We start from the raw sequence: 20210 nt of genomic DNA on the forward strand, positions 1-20210 counted from the left end.
GTTCGATCAGCTCCCACTGAGCATCGGTCAGCACGGCAGAACGCGACATGCATCAACCATCACAGCCGACCGTGCCCACATTCAGGAGACACGCCCTAGGTGCGGAACTCCTCACTGCGAGTGGAGAGCTCGCCGACGAGGTCCGTCAGACCGCGGTCGTACGGCGTGTGGCCCGCCTGCAGGCGCAGGGACGCGACGACGTCCTTGGCGACCCTGGTCCAGTCGGCGTAGAAGTCCCTCGAGCGGTCGTCGAGGAACAGGTAGCGCGCCAGGTTGGGGTGTGTCGTGCCGCCGTCGTAGAGGTCGGTCAGCAGGGCTCGCCCGAGTGCGTTGACACCGAGCAGGTCGAGGCGGTTGTTGCGGACGTAGGCCGGCGCTGACAGGGAGTCGAGAATGCGTTGTATGCCGGGTCGCAGCTGCTCCTTGACCGGTGTCCGTCGCCGTCGGTTGCCGGCGTTGGCTGCCCGGGCGAGGTCGAAGAGATGGACCCGCTCGGACTCGTCGAGCTGGAGCGCCGTCGCCAGTGATTCCAGGACCGACTCGGACACCCCGGAGAGGTTGCCGCGTTCGAGGCGCGTGTAGTAGTCGGTGCTGACGTCGGCCAGGACCGCGACCTCCTCGCGTCGCAGGCCCTTGACCCGACGGTTGCTCCCGTAGAGCGTCAGACCCGCGTGCTCCGGGGTGAGCCGCGCGCGGCGGGAGGTCAGGAAGTCGCGCACCTCGGCCCTGTTGTCCATGCCCCGACCGTATGCCGTGGGCTCGGGCCCAGGGAGGGGCTGGCGTTACCGGTCAAGGCCGTCACTGCCACCGGCACGGGCCCCCGCCTACGGTCGAGGACATGACGACACTGCAGCTGAACAACGAGGTCGAGATGCCGGCCATCGGACTCGGGGTGTTCCAGACCCCTCCGGAGGAGACGCGCGCCGCCGTCGAGGCCGCGCTCGCGACCGGGTACCGGCACATCGATACGGCCGCCGCCTACGGCAACGAGCGCGAGGTCGGTGAGGCCGTTCGCAGCTCCGGCGTGCCCCGTGACGAGGTCTTCCTCGAGACGAAGATCTGGATCAGCGACTACGGCTACGACGAGACCCTGCACGGCTTCGACAAGAGCGCCGGCAAGCTCGGCGTCGAGCAGATCGACCTGCTGATCCTGCACCAGGCCCTCCCGTCCGCTTTCGACACGACGCTCGAGGCGTACCGGGCGCTGGAGTCGCTCCTCGCGGACGGCAAGGTGCGCGCCATCGGCGTCAGCAACTTCATGGTCGACCACCTCACCGCCCTGCTCGATGCGGCGACGGTCGTGCCCTCGGTCAACCAGATCGAGTTGCACCCCTACTTCCAGCAGAAGCCAGTCCAGGAGCTCGGAGCCCAGCACGGGATCCTGACGCAGGCGTGGTCCCCGATCGGTGGCATCACCTTCTACCGCGACGGCAGCCACGGCAGCACCCTCCAGGACCCGGTCATCGGCGGGATCGCCGACGCCCACGGGAAGACGCCCGCCCAGGTGATGCTGCGCTGGCACCTCCAGCAGGGACGCTCCGCGATCCCCAAGTCGACCAAGGCGCACCGCATCGCGGAGAACTTCGACGTCTTCGACTTCGTCCTGACCCAGGACGAGCTGAGCGCGATCGACGCCCTCGACACCGGCACGCGCGGTGGCCCCGAGCCGGCCGACATCACGCTCGAGACCTTCGGACGCGCCATCCCCGAGGCCTGAGCCGCCCCGCACCCCTATGACCACGAGCGAGAAGACCCCGATGACCACCACACCCCTGACCAGCGAGCCGAGCCGAGTCGCCGTCGTCATCGCCTTCACCCCCTGCCGGCCCCGCCACCTCGCGATCGACGAGATCCTCCTGCGACCGGCCGGGCAGCTCTGAGTACCAACGAGTTCCACCACGAACGCGACCAAAGGAGAACCCACATGAAGACGCGCACTCTCGGCACCCGAGGCCTCGAGGTCTCCGCCCTCGGCCTCGGCTGCATGGGCATGAGCCAGTCCTTCGGCCCGCGACCACCACGGGACGCGATGGTGACGTTCCTGCGTGCCGCGGTCGACCGGGGCGTCACCCTCTTCGACACCGCCGAGGTCTACGGTCCCTTCCACAACGAGGAGCTCGTCGGCGAGGCCCTGCAGCCGGTCCGCGACGACGTCGTCATCGCCACCAAGTTCGGCTTCGCCTTCGACGAGAACGGCACCCAGACGGGCGTCACGAGCCGACCCGACGCCATCCGCGCCGCCGTCGACGGCTCCCTGCGACGACTGCGCACGGACGCCATCGACCTGCTCTACCAGCACCGCGTCGACCCCGACGTCCCCATCGAAGACGTCGCCGGCACCGTCAAGGAGCTCATCGAGGCGGGCAAGGTGCACCACTTCGGCCTGTCCGAGGCCGGGGTCGACACGATCCGCCGTGCCCACGCCGTGCAGCCGGTCACGGCGTTGCAGAGCGAGTACTCCCTCTTCTGGCGCGAGCCCGAGGAGGCGATCCTGCCCGCCCTCGAGGAGCTCGGGATCGGCTTCGTCCCGTTCAGTCCGCTCGGACGGGGCTTCCTCACGGGGAAGGTCACCGCCGCCACGGAGTTCGGCGAGGGCGACATCCGCGCCTCCCTGCCGCGCTTCGAGCGGGAGGCGCTGCAGGCCAACCTCGCCCTCGTCGACCTCGTCACCGCGGTCGCCGATCGCAAGGGCGCCACGGTGGGTCAGGTGGCCCTCGCCTGGCTGCTCGCGCAGCAGCCGTGGGTCGTGCCGATCCCCGGGACCCGGCGCCTCGAGCGCCTCGACGAGAACCTCGGTGCCACAGACCTCACCCTCACGGACGAGGACCTCGCCGAGCTCGACGCCGCCTCGTCCAGCGTGCAGGTCCACGGTGACCGCTACCCGGAGGCCATGCAGCGGATGATCGACCGCTGAGTGCGTCGCCGAGCCGCAGCCTCAGAGCTGGGCCTTGAGCACGTCGATCTCGCACCCGGGCGCGGCCGGGTCGAAGCCGTGCTCGACGAGCCAGCGGATCGCCGTCAGGCTCCGCAGGGACCACCACGCTCGGACAACGTCGAGGTCGACGGCATCCGCGCCGTAGCCGTCGACGACGTCTGCGACGTGCTCGGGGTGCCCGAGGGTCAGGCTCGAGAGGTCGTACATCGCTGAGCCCCGACCCGCCTCGGACCAGTCGAGGATGCCGGTGATCTCGTCTCCCTCGACGAAGACGTGGGCCACCTGCAGGTCGCCGTGCATGAACACCGGCGTCCACGGTCGCAGCGCGGACTCGGCGAGCTCACGGTTGCGCGTCACGAGCTCGGCCGGGAGGACGTCGTTCGTCAGGAGCCACGTGCACTCGGCGTCGAGGCTCGCGGCCTTCTCGTCGAGGCTGGCCCCGGACCACGGCGGCAGCGGCGCGTCGTGCAGGACGCGCAGGACCGCACCCGCCGCGGCCCACGCCGCGGCCGAGGCGGTCGACGGCTCGCCGAGGCGACCGAGCGCCACCCCGGGCAGAGCAGCGAGCGCGAGCACGGACGGCCTGCACCACAGGACCTCCGGGGTCGGGACCGGCGCCAGCGTCATCGCCTCGAGCTCGGCCTCGGTGCGGGCCGGATCGGCGTCGACCTTGAGGAACACGTCACCCACCCGCAGCGTCGCGCGTTCCTGATGGGCGACCACCACCTCGACCTCGTCCACGTCGGCCAGTCTGGCGCAGGGCGAGGGCGCCCCCCACCCATTTGTCGGACGGCCGTGCGTCGGCGAGGGTCAGGCCTTGGCGGCGAACATCCCGAGACGGTCGGCAGCGAGCAGCGGGAAGACCGTCGACGACGACAGCTGCGCCCGCTTCTCCAGCGCCTCGGCGAGGATCGTCCGGTAGTCGGTCGTCCCGGCGAGGTCACCGTTGTCGAGGTTGGCCGCCGCGAGGCCGGGCCAGCGCCCGTAGACCTGCCCGCCGCGCACCCCGCCACCCATGACGAGCGAGACGTTGCCGTGGCCGTGGTCGAGTCCACCGGAGCCGTTCTGCGCGACGCGGCGACCGAACTCGCTGAGCGTCACGAGGGTCACCTCGCTCATCTGCGCGCCGAGGTCCTGGTTGAGGGCCGCGAGCGCCTGGCCGAGCTCGGTGAGCTGGCGGAACATCCAGCCCGAGTCGCTGGACCCGAGGCCGGAGTGCATGTCCCAGTTGCCGACGTCGACCGTCGCCGCCCGCAGGCCGATCCGTGCCTTGATGAGGCGAGCGAGGTCGCGCAGGGCGTCGCCGACGGCACCCTTGGGGTATGCCGCCCCGTTGGCCGGGGTGTAGCCGGCGGCCTTGAGCGGTGACATCGTCGAGAGCGCCCCGAGCGTCGCCTTCGCGGGTGCCGCGAGCGCGGCGGGCGCCCCGGCATACAAGGCGTTGAGGGCGGTCGTCCAGCGGGTCTGCTCATCCGGGGTGCTGGCGCCGCTGAGGCTGAAGCTGTCGACGGTGCGGATCGCGACCTCGGGGTTCGGGCCGATCATCGACTGCGGTGTCGTCGCCGATCCGACCGACGCGGACGCGAACGTCGAGACCGGTCCGCTCAGCCCGATCATGCGGTCGAGCCAGCCGGTGCGCAGCGTCGAGCCGGGCGCGGCGTTCTCCATCGTGGCCATGGCCTCGAAGTGCGACCGCGTCGGGTTGACCTGGCCGACCGCGTGCACGGCGGCGAGTCCGCCGGCGTCCCAGATCGGCTTGAGCGGCGCGAGGGCAGGGTGCAGCCCGAACATGCTGTCGAGCCTGATCGCCCGCGACGCGGGGATCGCGATCGCGGGCCGCGCCGCGAAGTACGCAGGGTCCCCGACGGGGGCCACCGCGGACAGACCGTCGAAGCCGCCGCGGAGGCTGAGGATGACGATCGTGTCGCCGGTGTAGGCCGTCCCGGCGAAGGCGAGCTGCGTGGCGGCACTGGGGCCGGCGGTGCCGATGACGGCGCCGAGCGCTCCCAGGGCCGACGCGCCCGCGAGCAACGTGCGGCGGGAGACCTGCGAGGTCAGGGCCTGCCCCTGCGGGCAGCCGCAGCCCTCCGGGGGGACGCCGGACTCGGCCGGGTACTGGGTCAGGGACGGGGCTGTGGACGCGGTCGCGGGATGGGTCGTCATGGTCGTCCTCAGCGGGTCGCGAAGTTGGGGGAGTCGAGCAGGAGCGCGACGATCGACGGGAGCCGCCACGTCACGGCCGCAGCACCCGCCTTGAGGGCGTCGCCGGGGGCGTGGTCGACGAACCGGCAGATCGCGTCGCGTTGCGCGGTCGTCAGCGTGATGAGCAGCTTCGCGGCGAGCGCGTCGACGAGGGCGGCATACGTCGTCGGCAGCGGGGTCGGCACGAGCGTCGTGACGTCGGGGCGCTTCATCGCCTTGAGCGTCCAGTTGCCCGCGAGGCCGAGATGGAAGTTCCAGCGGTTGAGCGTGCTCGACGCGCCGTTCCAGGCGGCGGCGACGTCGGGATAGCCGTTCGGAGCCGGCCACCCCATCGGTGCCTGCCCGAAGGTGCCCATCTGCCAGAAGAGGCCGCGCAGGTCGCTCGTCACCCCGGCCGCCGGGACCGGCTCGGGGGTCAGGCCGAGGATGCGGCACGACGCGAGGGCGTCCTCGTAGGGGGTGCGGATCTTCTGGCCGGCCGAGGCGACGAACTCGGGGGAGAGGAAGAGGGCTCGCAGCACCGGAGCGATGGCAGTGCCGTTCGCGAGGTAGACCTGTGCGAGCTTGGTGACGAGAGTGGCCGGCGGCGTGTCGGAGACGTAGCGCGTCACGAGCTTCGTGGCGATGCGATTCGCCGTCGCCGGGTGGTTCGCCAGGTAGTTGAGGTAGAGCGTCGCGACGGCGCTGCCGTTCTCGGGCGTCGCGTTCGGGTCGCTCCAGCCGAGCACCTTGACGGTCCCGACGTGACGACGGTTGGGCCGGTAGTAGTAGAGACCCGACTCGGAGTCGACGCTGAGACCGGTCAGCGCCAGTGCCGACATCTTGACGTCGGCCTCGGTGAACTTCCCGACGCCGACGGTGTGCAGCTCGAGCAGCTCGCGGCCGTAGTTCTCATTCGGCGCCTTCTTCGTGCTGTCGGCGTTGTCGAGGACCTTGAGCATCGACGGGTGCCGCGCTGCCGCGTTGAGCATGTCGGAGTACTTGCCGAGCGCGTGCTTGCGGATGACGTCGCGCTGGAAGAGGTGCGAGCTGTCCCAGACCTCGCTGCTCGGGACCGTGACGACGAGGTGGTTGGTCCAGAAGTCGACGACGGTCTCGAGGAGCTGCCTGCGGGAGAAGAGGGCCCGGGCCAGGTGCGCCTCGACGAGGTCCATCATGACGGTCCACGTGTCGCCGCCCTCGAGGCGCTCGCGCACCTCCCACGTCTTCCAGCCCAGGCGGGTCCAGCGCCCCAGCATCGTGTCCATGGCGGTGTCGGGCACCTTGGTCAACGGGGCGAGCTGGGCGTCGAGCCAGGCCGTCGTCCCGGTCGTGCGCACTTCGGCGACCAGCGCCGGCGTCGGGCCGAACGTCGCGCGTCGCAGCAGGTGCAGCACGGGGTCGGTCGTGACGGCTGCGGCCATGACCGCGGGGGTGGCCGTCGCGGGCGCCCCTGCCGCGGACGTGGGTGCCGCGGACGCGGTCGTCGCGGTGGCCACAGCGAGGGCTGCGCCGCCCCCGAGCCCGGAGAGCACGCGTCGGCGCGCCGGCGCTGCGGCCGACGGCCGGGCGGGCGACGGCGACTCGGGGGAGTGAGCGGTCATGCGAGGGACGGTACATACCAGACCGGGCGTTGACTCCGTTATCGGACATTTCGGTCAGGCTCCCCGATCCGGCCGTCGGGACGAGGCTCCGGTAGCGTCCGGCCCATGCCGAGGACCGCCCGATGATCACCGACGAGACGTTGCGCCGGATGGTCGACGAGCTGACCGGCGTGCACGGGGTGCTCGGCGTCGTGCTCGGCGGCAGTCGCGCCCGCGGCGACGCGCTGCCCACCTCCGACGTCGACCTCGGCGTCTACTACCAGGGTGTGCCCGACACCGCCGAGCTGACACGTCTCGCGAGCCGGTGGTCAGGGCGCGACGTCGCGGTGGGGGAGCCCGGCACGTGGGGTCCGTGGGTCGACGCCGGTGGCTGGCTCGAGGTCGAGGGCACCGCCGTCGACTGGATCCTGCGCGACGTCGATCGGGTTGCAGCACAGGCGGATCGAGCGATTCGTGGTGAGTTCGCCTTCCACTCCCAGGCAGGTCACCCGCTCGGCTTCCTCGACGTGGCGTATGCCGCCGAGCTGGCCACCGGGGTCGTTCTGGCCGACCCGGCCGGTCGGCTCGCGTCCCTGCGAACGGCCGTGACGGCATACCCCCTCGCCCTGCGCGACGCGATGGTCGGCGCCCTCTGGGAGGCCGACTTCCTCGTCGGCGCGGCCGAGAAGGGAGCCCGGCGCGCGGACACGACGTACGTGTCGCTGGCGCTCGCCCGAGCGGTCCTGCTGTGTGCCCACGCGCTGCACTCGGACGCCGGACGCTGGGTGACGAACGAGAAGGGGCTCGTGCCTGCGGTCGCGACGCTGCCCGCGGCGCCGGAAGGGTTCTCGCGGGACGCCGCCCTCGCCCTGGGCGCGCTGGGCGCCACCGAGGAGTCCCTCACGGCTGCCGTCGCTGCCGTGGCCCGCCTCGTCGGCGAGACCCGCGCCGTGCTCGGCGACCGCTGACGAGAGCGCACGTCACCGGCCGCCGCAGCACGGATTCCTCTGCGCGGTGGTCTGTCGGTGGCGGGTACGCGAAGGTTCGTTCGTTAGCCTGCTGGAATGACCGACGCCCTCAGGACCGACCCTGCCCCCAAGGCCGAGTCGCCCTCGGGCGATCCACGCGCCGACCGCGTCAGGGCCGCCGTCAGGACGTGGCAGCGCACGCTCGTCGACCTCGGCGGGCGCAACACGCTCCTCTGGTACCGCGACCTGCCCTCCGGCACCCTCGACCTGACGACCGCGCACCCCGGCGGCGTCGCGATGTTGCTCGCCGGTCGTCGCACGCGACTGTCGGACCTCGTGCGCGAGCCCGCGGCCTTCGAGGAGGCCCGCCGCCGCGCGCGCGCCATCCGGTCCAAGGCCCTCGAGCTGCACGAGGAGCGCGGCATCGCGGCCGGCTTCATCGCCATCGGCATGGCGACGTGGTCCGTGCCGCGCGCCGCCCGCCCGCCGGCCTCGCCGGTGCTGCTGCGCTCGTGCGTGCTGCGTCCGACGGGCGCCGCCCAGGAGGACTTCGAGATCGACCTCGGCCCCGAGGCCGAGCTCAACCCCGTCCTGCGCGAGTACCTCCGCTCCGAGCAGGGCATCGAGATCGACGGGGACGCTCTCGCCGACCTCGCCACGGCGGGCAACGGCTTCGACCCGTACCCGGTGTATGCCGCTCTCGGCCACGCGTGCGAGCGCGTGCCCGAGTTCGAGATCACCCCGCGGCTCGTCCTCGGGACCTTCTCCTACGCCAAGCTGCCGATGGTCGCCGACCTCGCCCTCCAGGGCGACACCCTGGCCAACCACGACGTCGTCGCGGCGCTCGCGGGCGACGAGTCGGCGCTCGCGGCGGTGCGGCTGCGCCTGCCGGAGAGTGACCCGGACCCCGACCCGGAGCACGAATACCTCGTCCTCGACGCGGACTCCTCGCAGCACGCGGCCATCGACGCCGTACGCGCGGGCGCCCACCTCGTCGTCAAGGGACCTCCCGGCACGGGCAAGTCGCAGACCATCGTCAACCTCATCGCCTCGCTCGCGGCCGAGGGCAAGTCGACCCTCTTCGTCGCCGAGAAGCGCGCCGCCATCGACGCCGTCCTCAGCCGCCTCGACCGTCTCGGGCTCGGCGACCTCGTGCTCGACGCCTACGACGGGCCGACGAACAAGCGCGCGACCGCCCAGCAGTTCGCCAAGAGCCTGGACGCCGCGGTCGAGAACGACACTCCCGAGACCGATCGCACGACCGCGACGCTGCGCGACCGCCGAGCTCGCCTGCAGAAGCACGTCGAGGCGCTCCACGCCGTGCGCGACCCGTGGGGTGTGTCCGCGCACGAGGCGCAGCAGGCACTCGTCGAGCTCGGCACGCGCACGCCTCCGCCGACGTGTCACGTCCGACTCGGCAGCCGCGACCTCGCCGGACTGAGCCGCCCGAGGGTCGTCGAGCTCGGCCGCCGGCTGCGCGACGCCGCGGGGCTCGGGGCGTGGACGCGGGACGGTGACGACCCGTGGTTCGGCGCCCGCATCCTCACGGCCGACGACGCGGCCCGCGCCCTCGACGTCACGACCCGCCACAGCACGAGCGGGCTCGACGACGCGGCCCGCCAGCTCAACGGCATACTGTCGGAATCCCATGTGCCCGAGGCGAACTCGCTGGAGGACTGGAAATCGGCCTTCGCCACGATGTCGAGCGTCCGCGAGACCCTCGAGGTGTTCCGGCCCGAGGTCTTCGACATCCCGCTCAAGGAGCACATCGCCGCCACGGCGACGCGTGACTGGCGTGAGGCCCGCGACGTCGACATGGGCTGGCTCGACCGCTGGAAGATCCGGCAGCAGACCAAGCGGCTCCTGCGCCCCGGTCGACCGCCGGCCAACCTCCACGAGGAGCTCGTGTCGGCCAGCGAGCAGCGTGAGCACTGGTTCGAGCTCGTCGGCGGAGGCGGCCGTCCGGAGATCTCGCCCCGCCTCGACGAGGGGCTGTCGCTGCTGGCCGGACTCACGGCGGACCTCGAGTGGCTCGACGACCGCCTCCAGGTCGGGCCCGACGGGCGCACGCTGACGTCCCTGCCGCTGCGCGACCTGCGGGACCGGCTCGCCGGGCTCGCGAGCCGACCCGACCGGATCGCCGTGCTGCCCCAGGTCATCTCGGCGCTCGACGAGCTGCGCTCGACCGGGCTCGGCCCGGTCGTCGACGACCTCGCGGCCCGCGGGATCCCCACCGACCAGGTCACGGCCGAGGTCGAGCACGTGTGGTGGGCCTCCCTCGCCCAGGAGATCACCGTCCGCGACCCGGCGTACGGCGCCCACGACGGAGCGGGACTGCGCCGCGACGTCGCGGAGTTCGCCGAGGCCGACCGTGCCCACCAGTCGGCGACCGTCGACCGGGTGCGCGCCGCGGTCGCCCGCAACATCCGCGAGGTCCTCGCCGACCACCCGGCCCACGAGGCGCTCGTGCGCGCAGAGGCCGGCAAGGCCCGCCGCCACAAGCCGCTGCGCGACCTGATGCCGCAGGCCTCGTCCACGCTGACGGCGATCAAGCCGTGCTGGGCGATGAGCCCGCTCGTCGTCGCGTCGACGCTGCCGCCGGGCCGCTGGTTCGACGTGGTCATCTTCGACGAGGCCTCGCAGGTCCAGCCCGCCCAGGCGATCTCGGCCATCTCGCGCGCCCGCCAGGTCGTCGTCGCCGGCGACGAGCGACAGCTCCCGCCGACGAACTTCTTCACCGTCGTCTCCGACGACGAGTCCGATGCCGCCGCCCCCGCCGACGAGACCCTGACCGAGGGCTTCGAGTCGGTGCTCGACGTGCTCGCCGCGGCCCTGCCGACCCGCAACCTCACGTGGCACTACCGCAGCCGCGACGAGCGCCTCATCGCCTTCGCCAACGACACGATGTACGACGGTCGACTCACGACCTTCCCCGGCACGTCGCTCGACTCGGCCGTCACGTTCGAGCCGGTCGACGGCCAGGCTGTCGTGCAGCCGGGCGTCGACACCATCGAGACGACCGACGGCGAGGTGGCCCGCGTCGTCGAGCTCGTCCTCGATCATGCCCGCACCCGTCCCACGGAGTCGCTCGGCGTCATCGCCCTCGGCATGAAGCACGCCGACCGCCTCGAGGAGGCGATCACCGAGGCGCTGCGCACCGCGCCCGACGTCGCCGCCTTCTTCGACGACTCCCGCGACGAGCGCTTCTTCGTCAAGAACCTCGAGCGCGTCCAGGGCGACGAGCGCGACGCCATCATCCTGTCGATCGGCTACGGCAAGACGCCGCACGGCCGGGTCCTGCACCGCTTCGGCCCGCTCAACATCGAGGGCGGTGAGCGAAGGCTCAACGTGGCCATCACCCGAGCCCGCGCACGGATGACCGTCGTGTCGGCGCTGCGCGCGATCGACCTCGACCCCGAGCGGCTCAAGGCCCGGGGCGCGCTCATGCTCCGCGACTTCCTCGCATACGCCGAGCGGCGCGGTGGCGTCGGCGACGACGACACCCTCTTCGCCTCCGCTCCCACGACCGTCGACCCGCTGCGGCACGACCTCGCCGAGCGCCTGCGCCGCCAGGGCCTCACCGTCCACGAGGACTACGGCACGGCCACCCACCGCATCGACATCGCGGTCGAGGATCCCTACCACCGGGGCCGCGCGCTCATCGCCGTCGAGACCGACGGGAGCAGGTATGCCGCCCTGCGCAGCACGCGTGACCGTGACCGCCTGCGCCCCGAGCAGCTCGCCCGCCTCGGCTGGGTGCACGAGCGGGTCTGGAGCACCGACGTGTTCCGCGACCCAGCGAGGGAGCTCGCCCGCATCGTGACGCTCGCCCGCACGTCGTCGCCGCCCCGCGAGGTCGAGCCGACCGACGGGGCCGCGTCGACGCCCGACGACGGCGCCGGTTCGACGAGCGCGGCGGACGGCGACCGGACCACCGAGCGTGCCGACGCGGCCTCCGGAGCGTCCCGCCCGGCGACGGACCCGGCCTCCTCCGACGGAGCCGACGCGTCGACGACGGACTCTGCTGCTCGCCCGAAGCGCAAGCGGCGCAGGGTCTTCCGCAAGGGCACCGGAGACGCGGACGGCACGCCCGACGCCGATGCGAGCGAGCCCGGTGCGGCGCTCGGCCGCAGCAGCGACGAGCTCGACCTCGGCTGGGGCGAGCGCCCCGCGGGCTCAGGTCTGGGTGACCGCTGGCTCGAGGAGCAGCGACCCCCGCACTACGAGTGAGCTGACGCGGGCGACGGCGGCGCGACGTGCCGGAATGCCGGCACCTCGTAGGGCGTTGTGGGCCTCATGAACACGACGACACCGTTCTCGCTGCGCCTCTCCTGGGCCCAGGGTCTCTTCGAGCGAGGTGACCACGTGGCTGCCGCGACCGCCCTGGCCGAGCTCGTCGACGAGGTCGAGTCGTCGCGCACGGCCGGGACCGCGGACGACGCGGTGCTGCACTCCGTCACGGACCTGCGGCTCATGCTCGCCCGCGCCTACTTCCAGTCGGCGCAGCTCGGCCGGGCCGAGGCGACCCTCAACGAGGTCATCGAGCAGTCGCCGACGGACCCCTACGCGCACCTGCTGCTCGGTCGCACCCTCCAGCGCGCCGGCCGGCACGCCGAGGCCGCCCGCCCGCTCGCCCTCGCCGAGATCCTCGGCGACTACGAGCGCCCCGAGGCCTACGGCACCACCGCCACCACCGCCACCACCGACACCGCCCCCGTCGACACCGCTGGGCCCGCCTGACCCGACAACCCGTCGAGTGGCCCCGTCGCCACACGTGACGGGTGCACCCACACTCGAGTGGCCCCGTCGTCACACGTGACGGGTGGGGCCGGGCGGCCACTCGAGGTGACGGCTGGGACTGACGAAGGGCGGGAGCCATCGGCTCCCGCCCCTTCGACGTGCGTTCGTGTGGTCCGACTCAGCGGGCGCGGAGGCTGTCGCGGATCTCGGTGAGCAGGATGACCTCCTCCGAGGGGGCCTCGGGCTCGGGCTCGACGCCGGCCTTGCGGCGCTCGGCGAGGTGGTTCATCGGCACGACGACGATGAAGTAGACGGCTGCCGCCACGACCACGAAGCCGACCAGAGCCGTGAGGAAGGCACCCACCGCCACCCCGCCCGGCTTGAACGACGAGAAGTCCGGCTTGCCACCGAGCTTGCCGATGAGGTCCATGATGACGGTGACGAAGGCGTCGACCACCTTGGCGAACGCGGTGCCGATGACGACCGCGACCGCGAGGTCGACGACGTTGCCTCGCATCAGGAAATCCTTGAAACCCTTGATCATGCGCGTCCCTTTCTGTGCCCCTGGACTGGGTGATCTCGATGCCACGGGGGTTGTTTGCGACCCGTCCCTGTGGGTCCTGCTGTCTGCTGGGCCTGTGACCCGTGTGCGACGCTGCGACGAGAGTGACGTGTGAGGCGGACTCTCCGGGCATGCCGAGCCTACTGCGCAGCCCCGGACCCGTGCCGGACGGCGACGACCAGACTCTGGCCGGCTTGGAGCGCGCTGAGACCGCGCGTCACCTCGGCGGCCTGCGTCGGGTCGAGCGCGAGGGTCACACGGGCCGGCGCCCCCGCCCCGAGACCGGTCGACTCCTCGGCCGCGCGGACCGCGAGGACGACGACATCGGTCGCGGCCCGGGTGCCGGAGCCGGTGGCGTAGAGGTCGACGTGGTCACCCGGCCGCGCCCCGACCGAGGCGGCGTCGAGGACGGGGACGCTGAGGGCCACTTGATCGTCGGGCTGGCCGGCCAGCAGGTCGCGGCCGACGAGGCGCTCGGGCGTCACGACCTCGTGGACGACCAGGGGAGCGGCGGCGACGCGACCCACCACGGCTTGGACCGTCGACAGAGCTGTCACGGGTCGCTGACCACCAGGTCGGACCGAGACGGTGACGTCGTCGGCGCCGATCGTCTGTCCGGCCGCGACGTCCCGGGCCATGACGACCGTCGGCACGCCCGCGCCTCCGGCCGGCGCCGGGCGCAGGGCGGCGACCGTCACGAGCACGGCCAGGGCGGCGAGCCCCGCCGCGGCCCACCGCCGCCAGCGCGCGCGCCTGGCCCGGCGTCGGCGCGGACCGTCGGGCCACGCCGCCCGCCGGCCCTCGCGACGCCAGCGGGAGCCCGAGCGCACGCCGGCCGTCATCAGGGGAGCGGGAAGGGCAGCTCGAGACCGTCGAGGCTGCGTCGGCACGGGCAGGTGGCCGTCTCGTCGGGCTCGTGCGCGGGCATCTGGCCGATGGCGTCGCGCAGGATCGAGGTGAGGTGCTCGACGTTGGTCGCGAAGACGCGCAGGACCTCGTCGTGCGTGACGGCGTCGCCACCCTCGACGCCGGCGTCGTGGTCGGTGACCATGGCGATCGTCGTGAAGCACATGGCGAGCTCGCGGGCCAGGGCCGCTTCGGGCATCGTCGTCATGCCGACGATGCCGAAGCCGGCCTGCTGGTGCATGAGCGACTCGGCGCGGGAGGAGAACCGTGGCCCGTTGACGACCACGAGGGTCCCGTCCGTCACGACCTCGAGCTCCGAGAGCCGGGCCGCGGCCACCGCGACCTGACGGCCGTTGGGGCAGTAGGGATCGGCGAAACCGACGTGGACGACGGGACCCTCGGTCTCGTAGATGGTGTGGGCTCGCCCCCACGTGCGGTCGACGACCTGGTCGGGCACGACGATGGTGCCCGGCCCGTGCTCGGGCTTGAGCGAGCCGACGGCGCAGGGGGAGAGGATCTGGCGGACGCCGGCCGCGCGCAGGGCCCAGAGGTTCGCGCGGTAGTTGACGCGGTGCGGCGCGAAGCGATGGCCCTTGCCGTGCCGCGCGACGAAGGCGACGCTGCGGCCCTCGACCTCACCGATGACGAGTGGGTCGCTCGGGCGCCCGAACGGGGTCTCGACGTCGACGGTCTCGTAGTCGTCGAGGAACTCGTAGAGGCCGGACCCACCGATGACACCGATCTCGGCGCGCGGACCCGGAGCGGGAACTCCCGGGACGGCGGGGTCGGACACGGTCGTCTGCTCAGTCGTCATGCGAGGAGCCTAGGGCGGGCACCGGGCCGGCCGGACGGCATACGCCCTCGGGTGGGGACAACGTCCCCCGGGCTCAGCCGGCTGTGGACGACGACCCGGGCGACGACGACCCGGACGACGACGACCCCGAGGACGTGGACGCGGTCTTCGACGGCGTCGACGTGCTCGAGCCGCTCGACGACTCGGAGGACGTCGAGGTGGACGACGATCCGCCGTCCTTCTTCTTCGTGTCACCCGAGCCCGCGCCGTCGGAAGCCGCCGGGGTCGAGGCGCTCTTGGACGCGGCGCGCGAGTCGGTCTTGTAGAAGCCCGAGCCCTTGAACGCGATGCCGACCGGGTGGATCACCTTGCGCAGGCGCGGCTCGCCGCACTCCGGGCACACCGTCAGGGAGTCGTCGGTGAACGACTGGCGGATGTCGAAGGCGTGGCCGCACTCTTGGCACGCGTAGGAGTAGGTGGGCACAGGTGAACCTCGGACGTCGGGAGCGGAAGATGACCGAGGGTCAGTCTACGGCCAGCCGGCGAGGCGCCCGCCCCGGCTGATCTCGCGGATGCGGCGCTCGGTGCGCTGCTTGACCTTCGAGGTCGTGACGACGAGCAGCTGGTCCCCGTGCCGGATCGTCGTGTGCCGCTCGGGCACGAACCCCTCGCCGCCTCGCACGACGAGCGTCACGTTGGCGCCCTTGGGCAGGCGCAGCTCGAAGACGGCGACCCCGTGCAGCCGTGACTCGGCCCCGACGGTCACCTGGATGACGTCGGCGCTGATCTCCATGAGGGAGGTCGACTCGAGGTCGACGTCGACGGAGTGCACGTGCTCGGTGAGCCCCAGCCGCTTGGCCACCCACGGCAGCGTCGGCGCCTGCACGATGGTGAAGATGACGACGAGCATGAAGACGAGGTCGAAGATCCACTTCGTGTCGGGCGTCCCGACGACGAGCGGCACCGTGGCGAGGACGACGGGCACGGCGCCGCGCAGCCCCGCCCACGACAGGAAGACCTGGTCGCGCCAGGGCACCTTGAACCACGAGACCGATGCGAAGACCGACAGGGGACGGGCCACGAGGAGCAGGGCGAGGCCGATGGTGATCGCCGGGACGAGCTGCTCGTCGAGGCGCCTCGGGTCCGCGAGCAGGCCGAGCAGCACGAAGAGCCCGATCTGCGCGATCCAGCCGAGCGCGTTGGCGAAGCTCTGGAACGCCACCCGGTTGGGCAGGCCCATGTTGCCGAGCACGAGGGCCGAGAGGTAGGTGGCGAGGAAGCCGGAGACGTGCAGGGCCGCGCCGACGGCATACGCGAGGACGGTGAGCGCGACGACGCCGATGGAGAAGAGGGCGGACGACGCGCCCGCGACGCGGTGCAGCAGCTGTCCACCGAGCCAGCCCACGGCGCCCCCGACGAGCGCGCCGCCGGCGAGCTCCAGCGCCGCGTGCAGGAGCAGCACCCACCACGGGTCGGCGGATCCGCCCGGCACCCCCTGGGCGGAGAAGGCGACGACGAGGATGACGACGGGCGCGTCGTTGAAGCCCGACTCCGCCTCGAGCATCCCCGAGAGGCGCTTGGGCAGCGGCACGTTGCGCAGCACCGCGAAGACCGCGGCGGCGTCGGTCGAGCTGACGATGGCGCCGATGAGGAGCGAGATCGTCCACGACAGCGGGAGGAAGGCGTGCGCGGCCACCGCGACGACGAGCACCGACACGACGACCCCGACCGTCGAGAGCACCGCGGCGGGGGCCACCGAGTCCTTGATGTTGGACCACGACGTCGTCAGGCCGCCCTCGGCGAGGATGAGCACGAGGGCGGCGTAGCCGAGCACGCGGGTGATCGACGCGTCGTCGAACTGGATGCCGGCGCCGGCGTTGCCGAGGGCGAGGCCGATCCCGAGGTAGATGAGCAGCGACGGCAGGCCCGAGCGGACCGACAGGCGCACGGCCGCGACGGCCACGAGGAGCACGAGCGACCCGATCAGGAGCACGCGCGTCAGGTCGTCGAGGTCCATGGTCGACGACGTGATGCTCGCGAGTGCGGTCAACGGCAGCTCCTCAGGTGTGGGCCAATCCAACCATCCCGGCGGCCGCGCCCGTGGAGTGGTCCGCGGGCGTCGCGCACGGGTCGGGAGCGTTTGTCGTCGGTTCGGCAACGATGTCGCGCGGCGCCCCGCGGGCTGCGAGCTGCACCGTCCGCGGTGGCCTAGGCTCGTCGCGTGTCACGGTTGAAGCGCGCCCGTCGGATCGTCCTGCTCGTCGCCGTCCTCGTCGTCATGGCGGTGGTCGGGGTCGGGATCCTGGCGATCGGGGTGGTGCGGCAGTCGTTCCCGGAGACCTCGGGCCAGCTCGAGATCGAGGGCCTGACGAGCTCGGTGTCGGTGCACCGCGACGCCCAGGGCGTCCCCACGATCTACGCCGACAACGCGAGCGACCTCTTCCGGGCGCAGGGCTTCGTCAGCGCCCAGGACCGCTTCTTCGAGATGGACCTGCGTCGCCACGTCACGGCCGGCCGCCTCTCCGAGCTCGTCGGCAGCGCCGGCCTCGACAAGGACAAGGTCATCCGCACGATGGGCTGGCGCCGCATCGCGGAGCAGGAGCTGCCCAAGCTCGCGCCCGAGACGCGGCAGTACCTCCAGGCGTACGCCGACGGCGTCAACGCGTACATCAAGAAGGCCGAGACGCCCGAGAAGATGTCGCTCGAGTACACCGTGCTCGCCCGCCGCAACCCCGGCTACCGGGTCGAGCCGTGGACGCCCGTCGACTCGCTCTCGTGGCTCAAGGCGATGGCGTGGGACCTGCGGGGCGACTACAACGACGAGCTCGCCCGGGCCCGCCTGTCGCGCACGACGCGCTCCCTCAAGCAGATCAACCTGCTCTACCCGCCCTACCCCGTCGACCGCAACCAGCCGATCCTCTCGGAGCAGGACTGGCAGCCGGCGTCGGCGAGCGACCAGGCGGCGAGCCCGGCGCCCGCGGCCCTCACGGCCATGCGCTCCGAGGACGGCAACGCCGCCATCGACTCGGCGCTGGCGTCGGTCAACGCGGTCCCGTCGAGCCTCGGCCGCGGCGACGGCATCGGCTCGAACTCGTGGGTCGTCTCGGGCTCGCGCACGACGACGGGCAAGCCCCTGCTCGCCAACGACCCGCACCTCGCCCTGTCGATCCCCGGCATCTGGGGTCAGGTCAACCTCCAGTGCCGCACCCTGAGCGCGGCGTGCCCCTTCCAGGTGTCGGGCTTCACCTTCTCGGGCCTGCCCGGCGTCGTCATCGGCCACAACGACAAGGTCGCCTGGGGCATGACGAACCTCGGCCCCGACGTCACGGACTTCTACCTCGAGCAGGTCTCGGGCGACGGCTACCTCCGTGACGGGCTGACCAAGCCGCTCGAGACGCGCCAGGAGGTCATCAAGGTCGCCGGCGGCGCCGACGTGCCGCTGACCGTGCGCTCGACGGTGCACGGCCCGATCATGTCCGACGTCGTCCCGGCCATCGACGCGGCCGGCGACCGCAGCGTCGTGCGCGGCGCTCCCCAGTCCAACCGGTATGCCGTGTCGCTCGCGTGGACGGCGCTGACCCCGGGCACGACGGCCGACGCGATCTTCGCCCTCAACCGGGCCACGAACTGGTCGGACTTCCGCAAGGCCGCGGCCCTCTTCTCGGTGCCGTCGCAGAACCTCGTCTACGCCGACACGGCCGGCCACATCGGCTACCAGGCTCCCGGCAAGATCCCGGTGCGACGCTCGGCGACGCCCGGCGCGCCCCCCGGCTTCTGGCCGTCGCCCGGCTGGGACTCGCAGTGGGACTGGAAGGGCTACGTGCCCTTCGACGACATGCCCAACACCTTCGACCCCGCCGAGGGCTTCATCGTCACGGCCAACCAGGCCGTCACCGCGAGCCCGACGCCGTTCCTCACCTCGGAGTGGGACTACGGCTTCCGGGCGCAGCGCATCCGCACCCTGCTCGCCGCGACCCCCAAGGTCTCGCCCGAGACGATGTCGCAGATCCAGGGCGACACCCGCAACACGTACGCGCCGGGCCTCGTCGAGCGACTCCTCGCGGTGCAGGTCGACGACTTCACCGCGCAGGCCCAGCGACTGCTGCGCGACTGGGACGGCAACCAGCCCAACGACAAGACGCGCGACGCGGCCTCGGCGGCGTACTACAACGCCGTGTGGAAGCACCTGCTCGAATACACCTTCGACGAGCTCCCGCCCGACATCGCGCCCGACGGCGGCAGCCGGTGGATGGTCGTCATGGAGCAGCTGCTCAAGGACCCCAAGAACGACTGGTGGGACGACAAGACGACGCCCGGCGTCACCGAGGGCTCCGGCGAGATCCTCAAGCGCGCGCTCGTCGAGGCCCGCCTCGACCTCGCCCGCGAGCTCGGCAAGGTGCCCGCGACGTGGCGCTGGGGACGCCTGCACTCGCTCGACCTGACGCACCAGGTCATGGGCGCCGACGGCGTGCCCGAGCTCGTCCAGAACCTCTTCAACCGCGACGACATCGAGCTCGGCGGTGGCAACTCCATCGTCAACGCCAACGCGTGGAACGCCTCGAAGCCCGGCTACGACGTCACGAGCGGCCCGTCGATGCGCATGGTCGTCGACCTCGGCAACCTCGACGCGTCGCGCTGGGTCAACTCGACCGGCCAGTCGGGGCACGCCTACGACGACCACTACTCCGACCAGGTCGACGCCTGGGTGGCCAACGAGACCTTCGTGTGGCCGTTCAGCCCGACCGCGGTGCGCGAGGCCACCGACGACGAGCTGACGCTCGTGCCGCCGACGCCGACGTCGAACCCGTAGGCCGCCGCGTCACCCGCGCGGCTGCGCCTCGGCCCCCGATGGCGTATGCGGTGGGCTCGGGTCTCGCGGTCGGCTCGGCGACGTGCGCGCCTCAGCGAAGCCGCACGACGCGTCCGGTCGTCGTGACGTAGCCGTCGACCGGTAGGTCGTGCGCGTCGGCCGGCAGGTCGGTGTCGCTCTGCTCGCCTTCGTGGAGCAGGGTCACGACGGGTGTGGCCGGGTCGCGGTGGAGCAGGGCCCGGTCGTAGCAGCCGCCGCCCTGGCCGAGGCGCGTGCCGTGCTCGTCGACGGAGAGCCCGGGTGTGACGACGAGGTCGCACCTGGCGAGGGCGTCGGTGCCGAGCCAGCCCTGTCGCTCGTCGGCGTCCGGTGCGTGGCCGCCGTGGCCGGGGCGGCGCACGGTCGCGTCGTCGCCCGAGGCGCCCGGGACGGCATACCTCCACTCGAGCGAGAAGTCGCCCTGCACGACGGGCACGATGACCTCGTGGCCGGCCGCGAGGAGCGCCTCGACGAGGCGGCCGGTCGGCGGCTCGTCCGGGAGGGACTCGTAGACCGCCACCCGGGACGGGTCGGGCACGAAACGGAGCACCGCCCCGGCGATCGCCGCCGCGGCGGCGTCACGCTCGTCCCGGGTCAGGCGCGACGCGATCTCGCGCCGCCGGGCCCGCGCGGCGTGACGCAGGTCACGCTTGCCCAGGCCGCTCACGGGGAGCACATTCCGCGCACTCGGGT

The 20210-nt window shown here is 72.3% G+C and carries 16 protein-coding genes and 2 pseudogenes; 8 read left to right on the forward strand and 10 right to left on the reverse strand.

Annotation, left to right across the window (positions count from 1 at the left end; genetic code table 11):
* Positions 1-98 precede the first annotated feature (98 nt).
* Positions 99-737: pseudogene (locus ASE25_RS16300) on the reverse strand (helix-turn-helix transcriptional regulator); the annotation flags it as partial.
* 101 nt (positions 738-838) lie between these two features.
* Between ASE25_RS16300 and ASE25_RS16305 the strand changes: the two are divergent.
* The 3 genes from ASE25_RS16305 to ASE25_RS16310 are packed head-to-tail and all read left to right on the forward strand — an operon-like array spanning position 839 to position 2914.
* Positions 839-1717, forward strand: coding sequence for an aldo/keto reductase (locus tag ASE25_RS16305; protein WP_056826685.1), 879 nt, complete (start codon positions 839-841; stop codon positions 1715-1717).
* Between the two features lie 40 nt (positions 1718-1757).
* Positions 1758-1880 carry a hypothetical protein gene (locus ASE25_RS23665; protein ID WP_255358415.1) on the forward strand — a complete coding sequence of 41 codons (123 nt, stop codon included), beginning with the start codon at positions 1758-1760 and terminating at the stop codon, positions 1878-1880.
* 44 nt (positions 1881-1924) lie between these two features.
* Positions 1925-2914 carry an aldo/keto reductase gene (locus tag ASE25_RS16310; protein WP_056826687.1) on the forward strand — a complete coding sequence of 330 codons (990 nt, stop codon included), beginning with the start codon at positions 1925-1927 and terminating at the stop codon, positions 2912-2914.
* 21 nt (positions 2915-2935) lie between these two features.
* On the opposite strand, the gene ASE25_RS16315 is transcribed toward ASE25_RS16310, so the two are convergent.
* The 3 genes from ASE25_RS16315 to ASE25_RS16325 all read right to left on the reverse strand — a co-directional run bounded on the left by ASE25_RS16315 (position 2936) and on the right by ASE25_RS16325 (position 6720).
* Positions 2936-3676 (reverse strand): phosphotransferase family protein, encoded by a 741-nt coding sequence (locus ASE25_RS16315; protein WP_056826688.1) that lies wholly within the window; start codon positions 3674-3676, stop codon positions 2936-2938.
* A gap of 69 nt (positions 3677-3745) precedes the next feature.
* On the reverse strand, positions 3746-5098 hold the full coding sequence (locus ASE25_RS16320) for a DUF1501 domain-containing protein (protein ID WP_082622926.1): 1353 nt from the start codon (positions 5096-5098) through the stop codon (positions 3746-3748).
* Between the two features lie 8 nt (positions 5099-5106).
* Positions 5107-6720, reverse strand: coding sequence for a DUF1800 domain-containing protein (locus tag ASE25_RS16325; protein ID WP_157623470.1), 1614 nt, complete (start codon positions 6718-6720; stop codon positions 5107-5109).
* A 122-nt stretch (positions 6721-6842) separates the two neighbouring features.
* Here ASE25_RS16325 and ASE25_RS16335 point away from each other — a divergent pair, with 122 nt between their 5' ends.
* The 3 genes from ASE25_RS16335 to ASE25_RS16345 all read left to right on the forward strand — a co-directional run bounded on the left by ASE25_RS16335 (position 6843) and on the right by ASE25_RS16345 (position 12407).
* Positions 6843-7667 (forward strand): nucleotidyltransferase family protein, encoded by an 825-nt coding sequence (locus ASE25_RS16335; RefSeq protein ID WP_056826690.1) that lies wholly within the window; start codon positions 6843-6845, stop codon positions 7665-7667.
* Between the two features lie 96 nt (positions 7668-7763).
* Positions 7764-11897, forward strand: coding sequence for an AAA domain-containing protein (locus ASE25_RS16340; RefSeq protein ID WP_056826691.1), 4134 nt, complete (start codon positions 7764-7766; stop codon positions 11895-11897).
* A gap of 66 nt (positions 11898-11963) precedes the next feature.
* Positions 11964-12407 (forward strand): tol-pal system YbgF family protein, encoded by a 444-nt coding sequence (locus ASE25_RS16345; RefSeq protein WP_056826692.1) that lies wholly within the window; start codon positions 11964-11966, stop codon positions 12405-12407.
* 178 nt (positions 12408-12585) lie between these two features.
* Here ASE25_RS16345 and mscL read toward each other — a convergent pair whose 3' ends face one another.
* The 3 genes from mscL to ASE25_RS16360 all read right to left on the reverse strand — a co-directional run bounded on the left by mscL (position 12586) and on the right by ASE25_RS16360 (position 14689).
* Entirely contained in the window at positions 12586-12951 is a 366-nt protein-coding gene (mscL, locus tag ASE25_RS16350) for a large conductance mechanosensitive channel protein MscL (protein WP_056826693.1), read from the reverse strand.
* Between the two features lie 158 nt (positions 12952-13109).
* Positions 13110-13811, reverse strand: coding sequence for an SAF domain-containing protein (locus ASE25_RS16355; protein WP_056826694.1), 702 nt, complete (start codon positions 13809-13811; stop codon positions 13110-13112).
* A complete protein-coding gene (locus ASE25_RS16360; protein ID WP_200959147.1) occupies positions 13811-14689 on the reverse strand; it encodes an S-methyl-5'-thioadenosine phosphorylase in 879 nt (292 codons plus the stop codon). Before ASE25_RS16360 ends, ASE25_RS16355 begins: the two co-directional genes overlap by 1 nt.
* 83 nt (positions 14690-14772) lie before the next feature.
* Between ASE25_RS16360 and ASE25_RS23815 the strand changes: the two genes are divergently transcribed.
* The gene (locus tag ASE25_RS23815) at positions 14773-14994 is read left to right on the forward strand and encodes a hypothetical protein (RefSeq protein WP_056826695.1); all 222 of its coding nucleotides are present in this window, start codon (positions 14773-14775) and stop codon (positions 14992-14994) included.
* Between the two features lie 14 nt (positions 14995-15008).
* Here ASE25_RS23815 and ASE25_RS23820 read toward each other — a convergent pair.
* A pseudogene (locus ASE25_RS23820) lies at positions 15009-15152 on the reverse strand (FmdB family zinc ribbon protein); the annotation flags it as partial.
* 45 nt (positions 15153-15197) lie between these two features.
* Positions 15198-16718: a potassium/proton antiporter gene (locus ASE25_RS16370; protein ID WP_082622929.1), complete on the reverse strand. Its 1521-nt coding sequence runs from the start codon at positions 16716-16718 to the stop codon at positions 15198-15200.
* Positions 16719-16946: 228 nt separating this feature from the next.
* On the opposite strand from ASE25_RS16370, the gene ASE25_RS16375 reads away from it, so the two are divergent.
* On the forward strand, positions 16947-19478 hold the full coding sequence (locus ASE25_RS16375; RefSeq protein WP_056826888.1) for a penicillin acylase family protein: 2532 nt from the start codon (positions 16947-16949) through the stop codon (positions 19476-19478).
* Positions 19479-19569: 91 nt separating this feature from the next.
* Here the strand turns inward: ASE25_RS16375 and ASE25_RS16380 are convergent, their stop codons facing one another.
* Complete coding sequence (locus tag ASE25_RS16380; protein ID WP_056826889.1) at positions 19570-20184, reverse strand: 5-formyltetrahydrofolate cyclo-ligase; 615 nt, start codon at positions 20182-20184, stop codon at positions 19570-19572.
* Between the last annotated feature and the right edge of the window lie 26 nt (positions 20185-20210).

Source organism: Terrabacter sp. Root85, from assembly GCF_001429185.1.
Classification (GTDB): Bacteria; Actinomycetota; Actinomycetes; order Actinomycetales; family Dermatophilaceae; genus Terrabacter.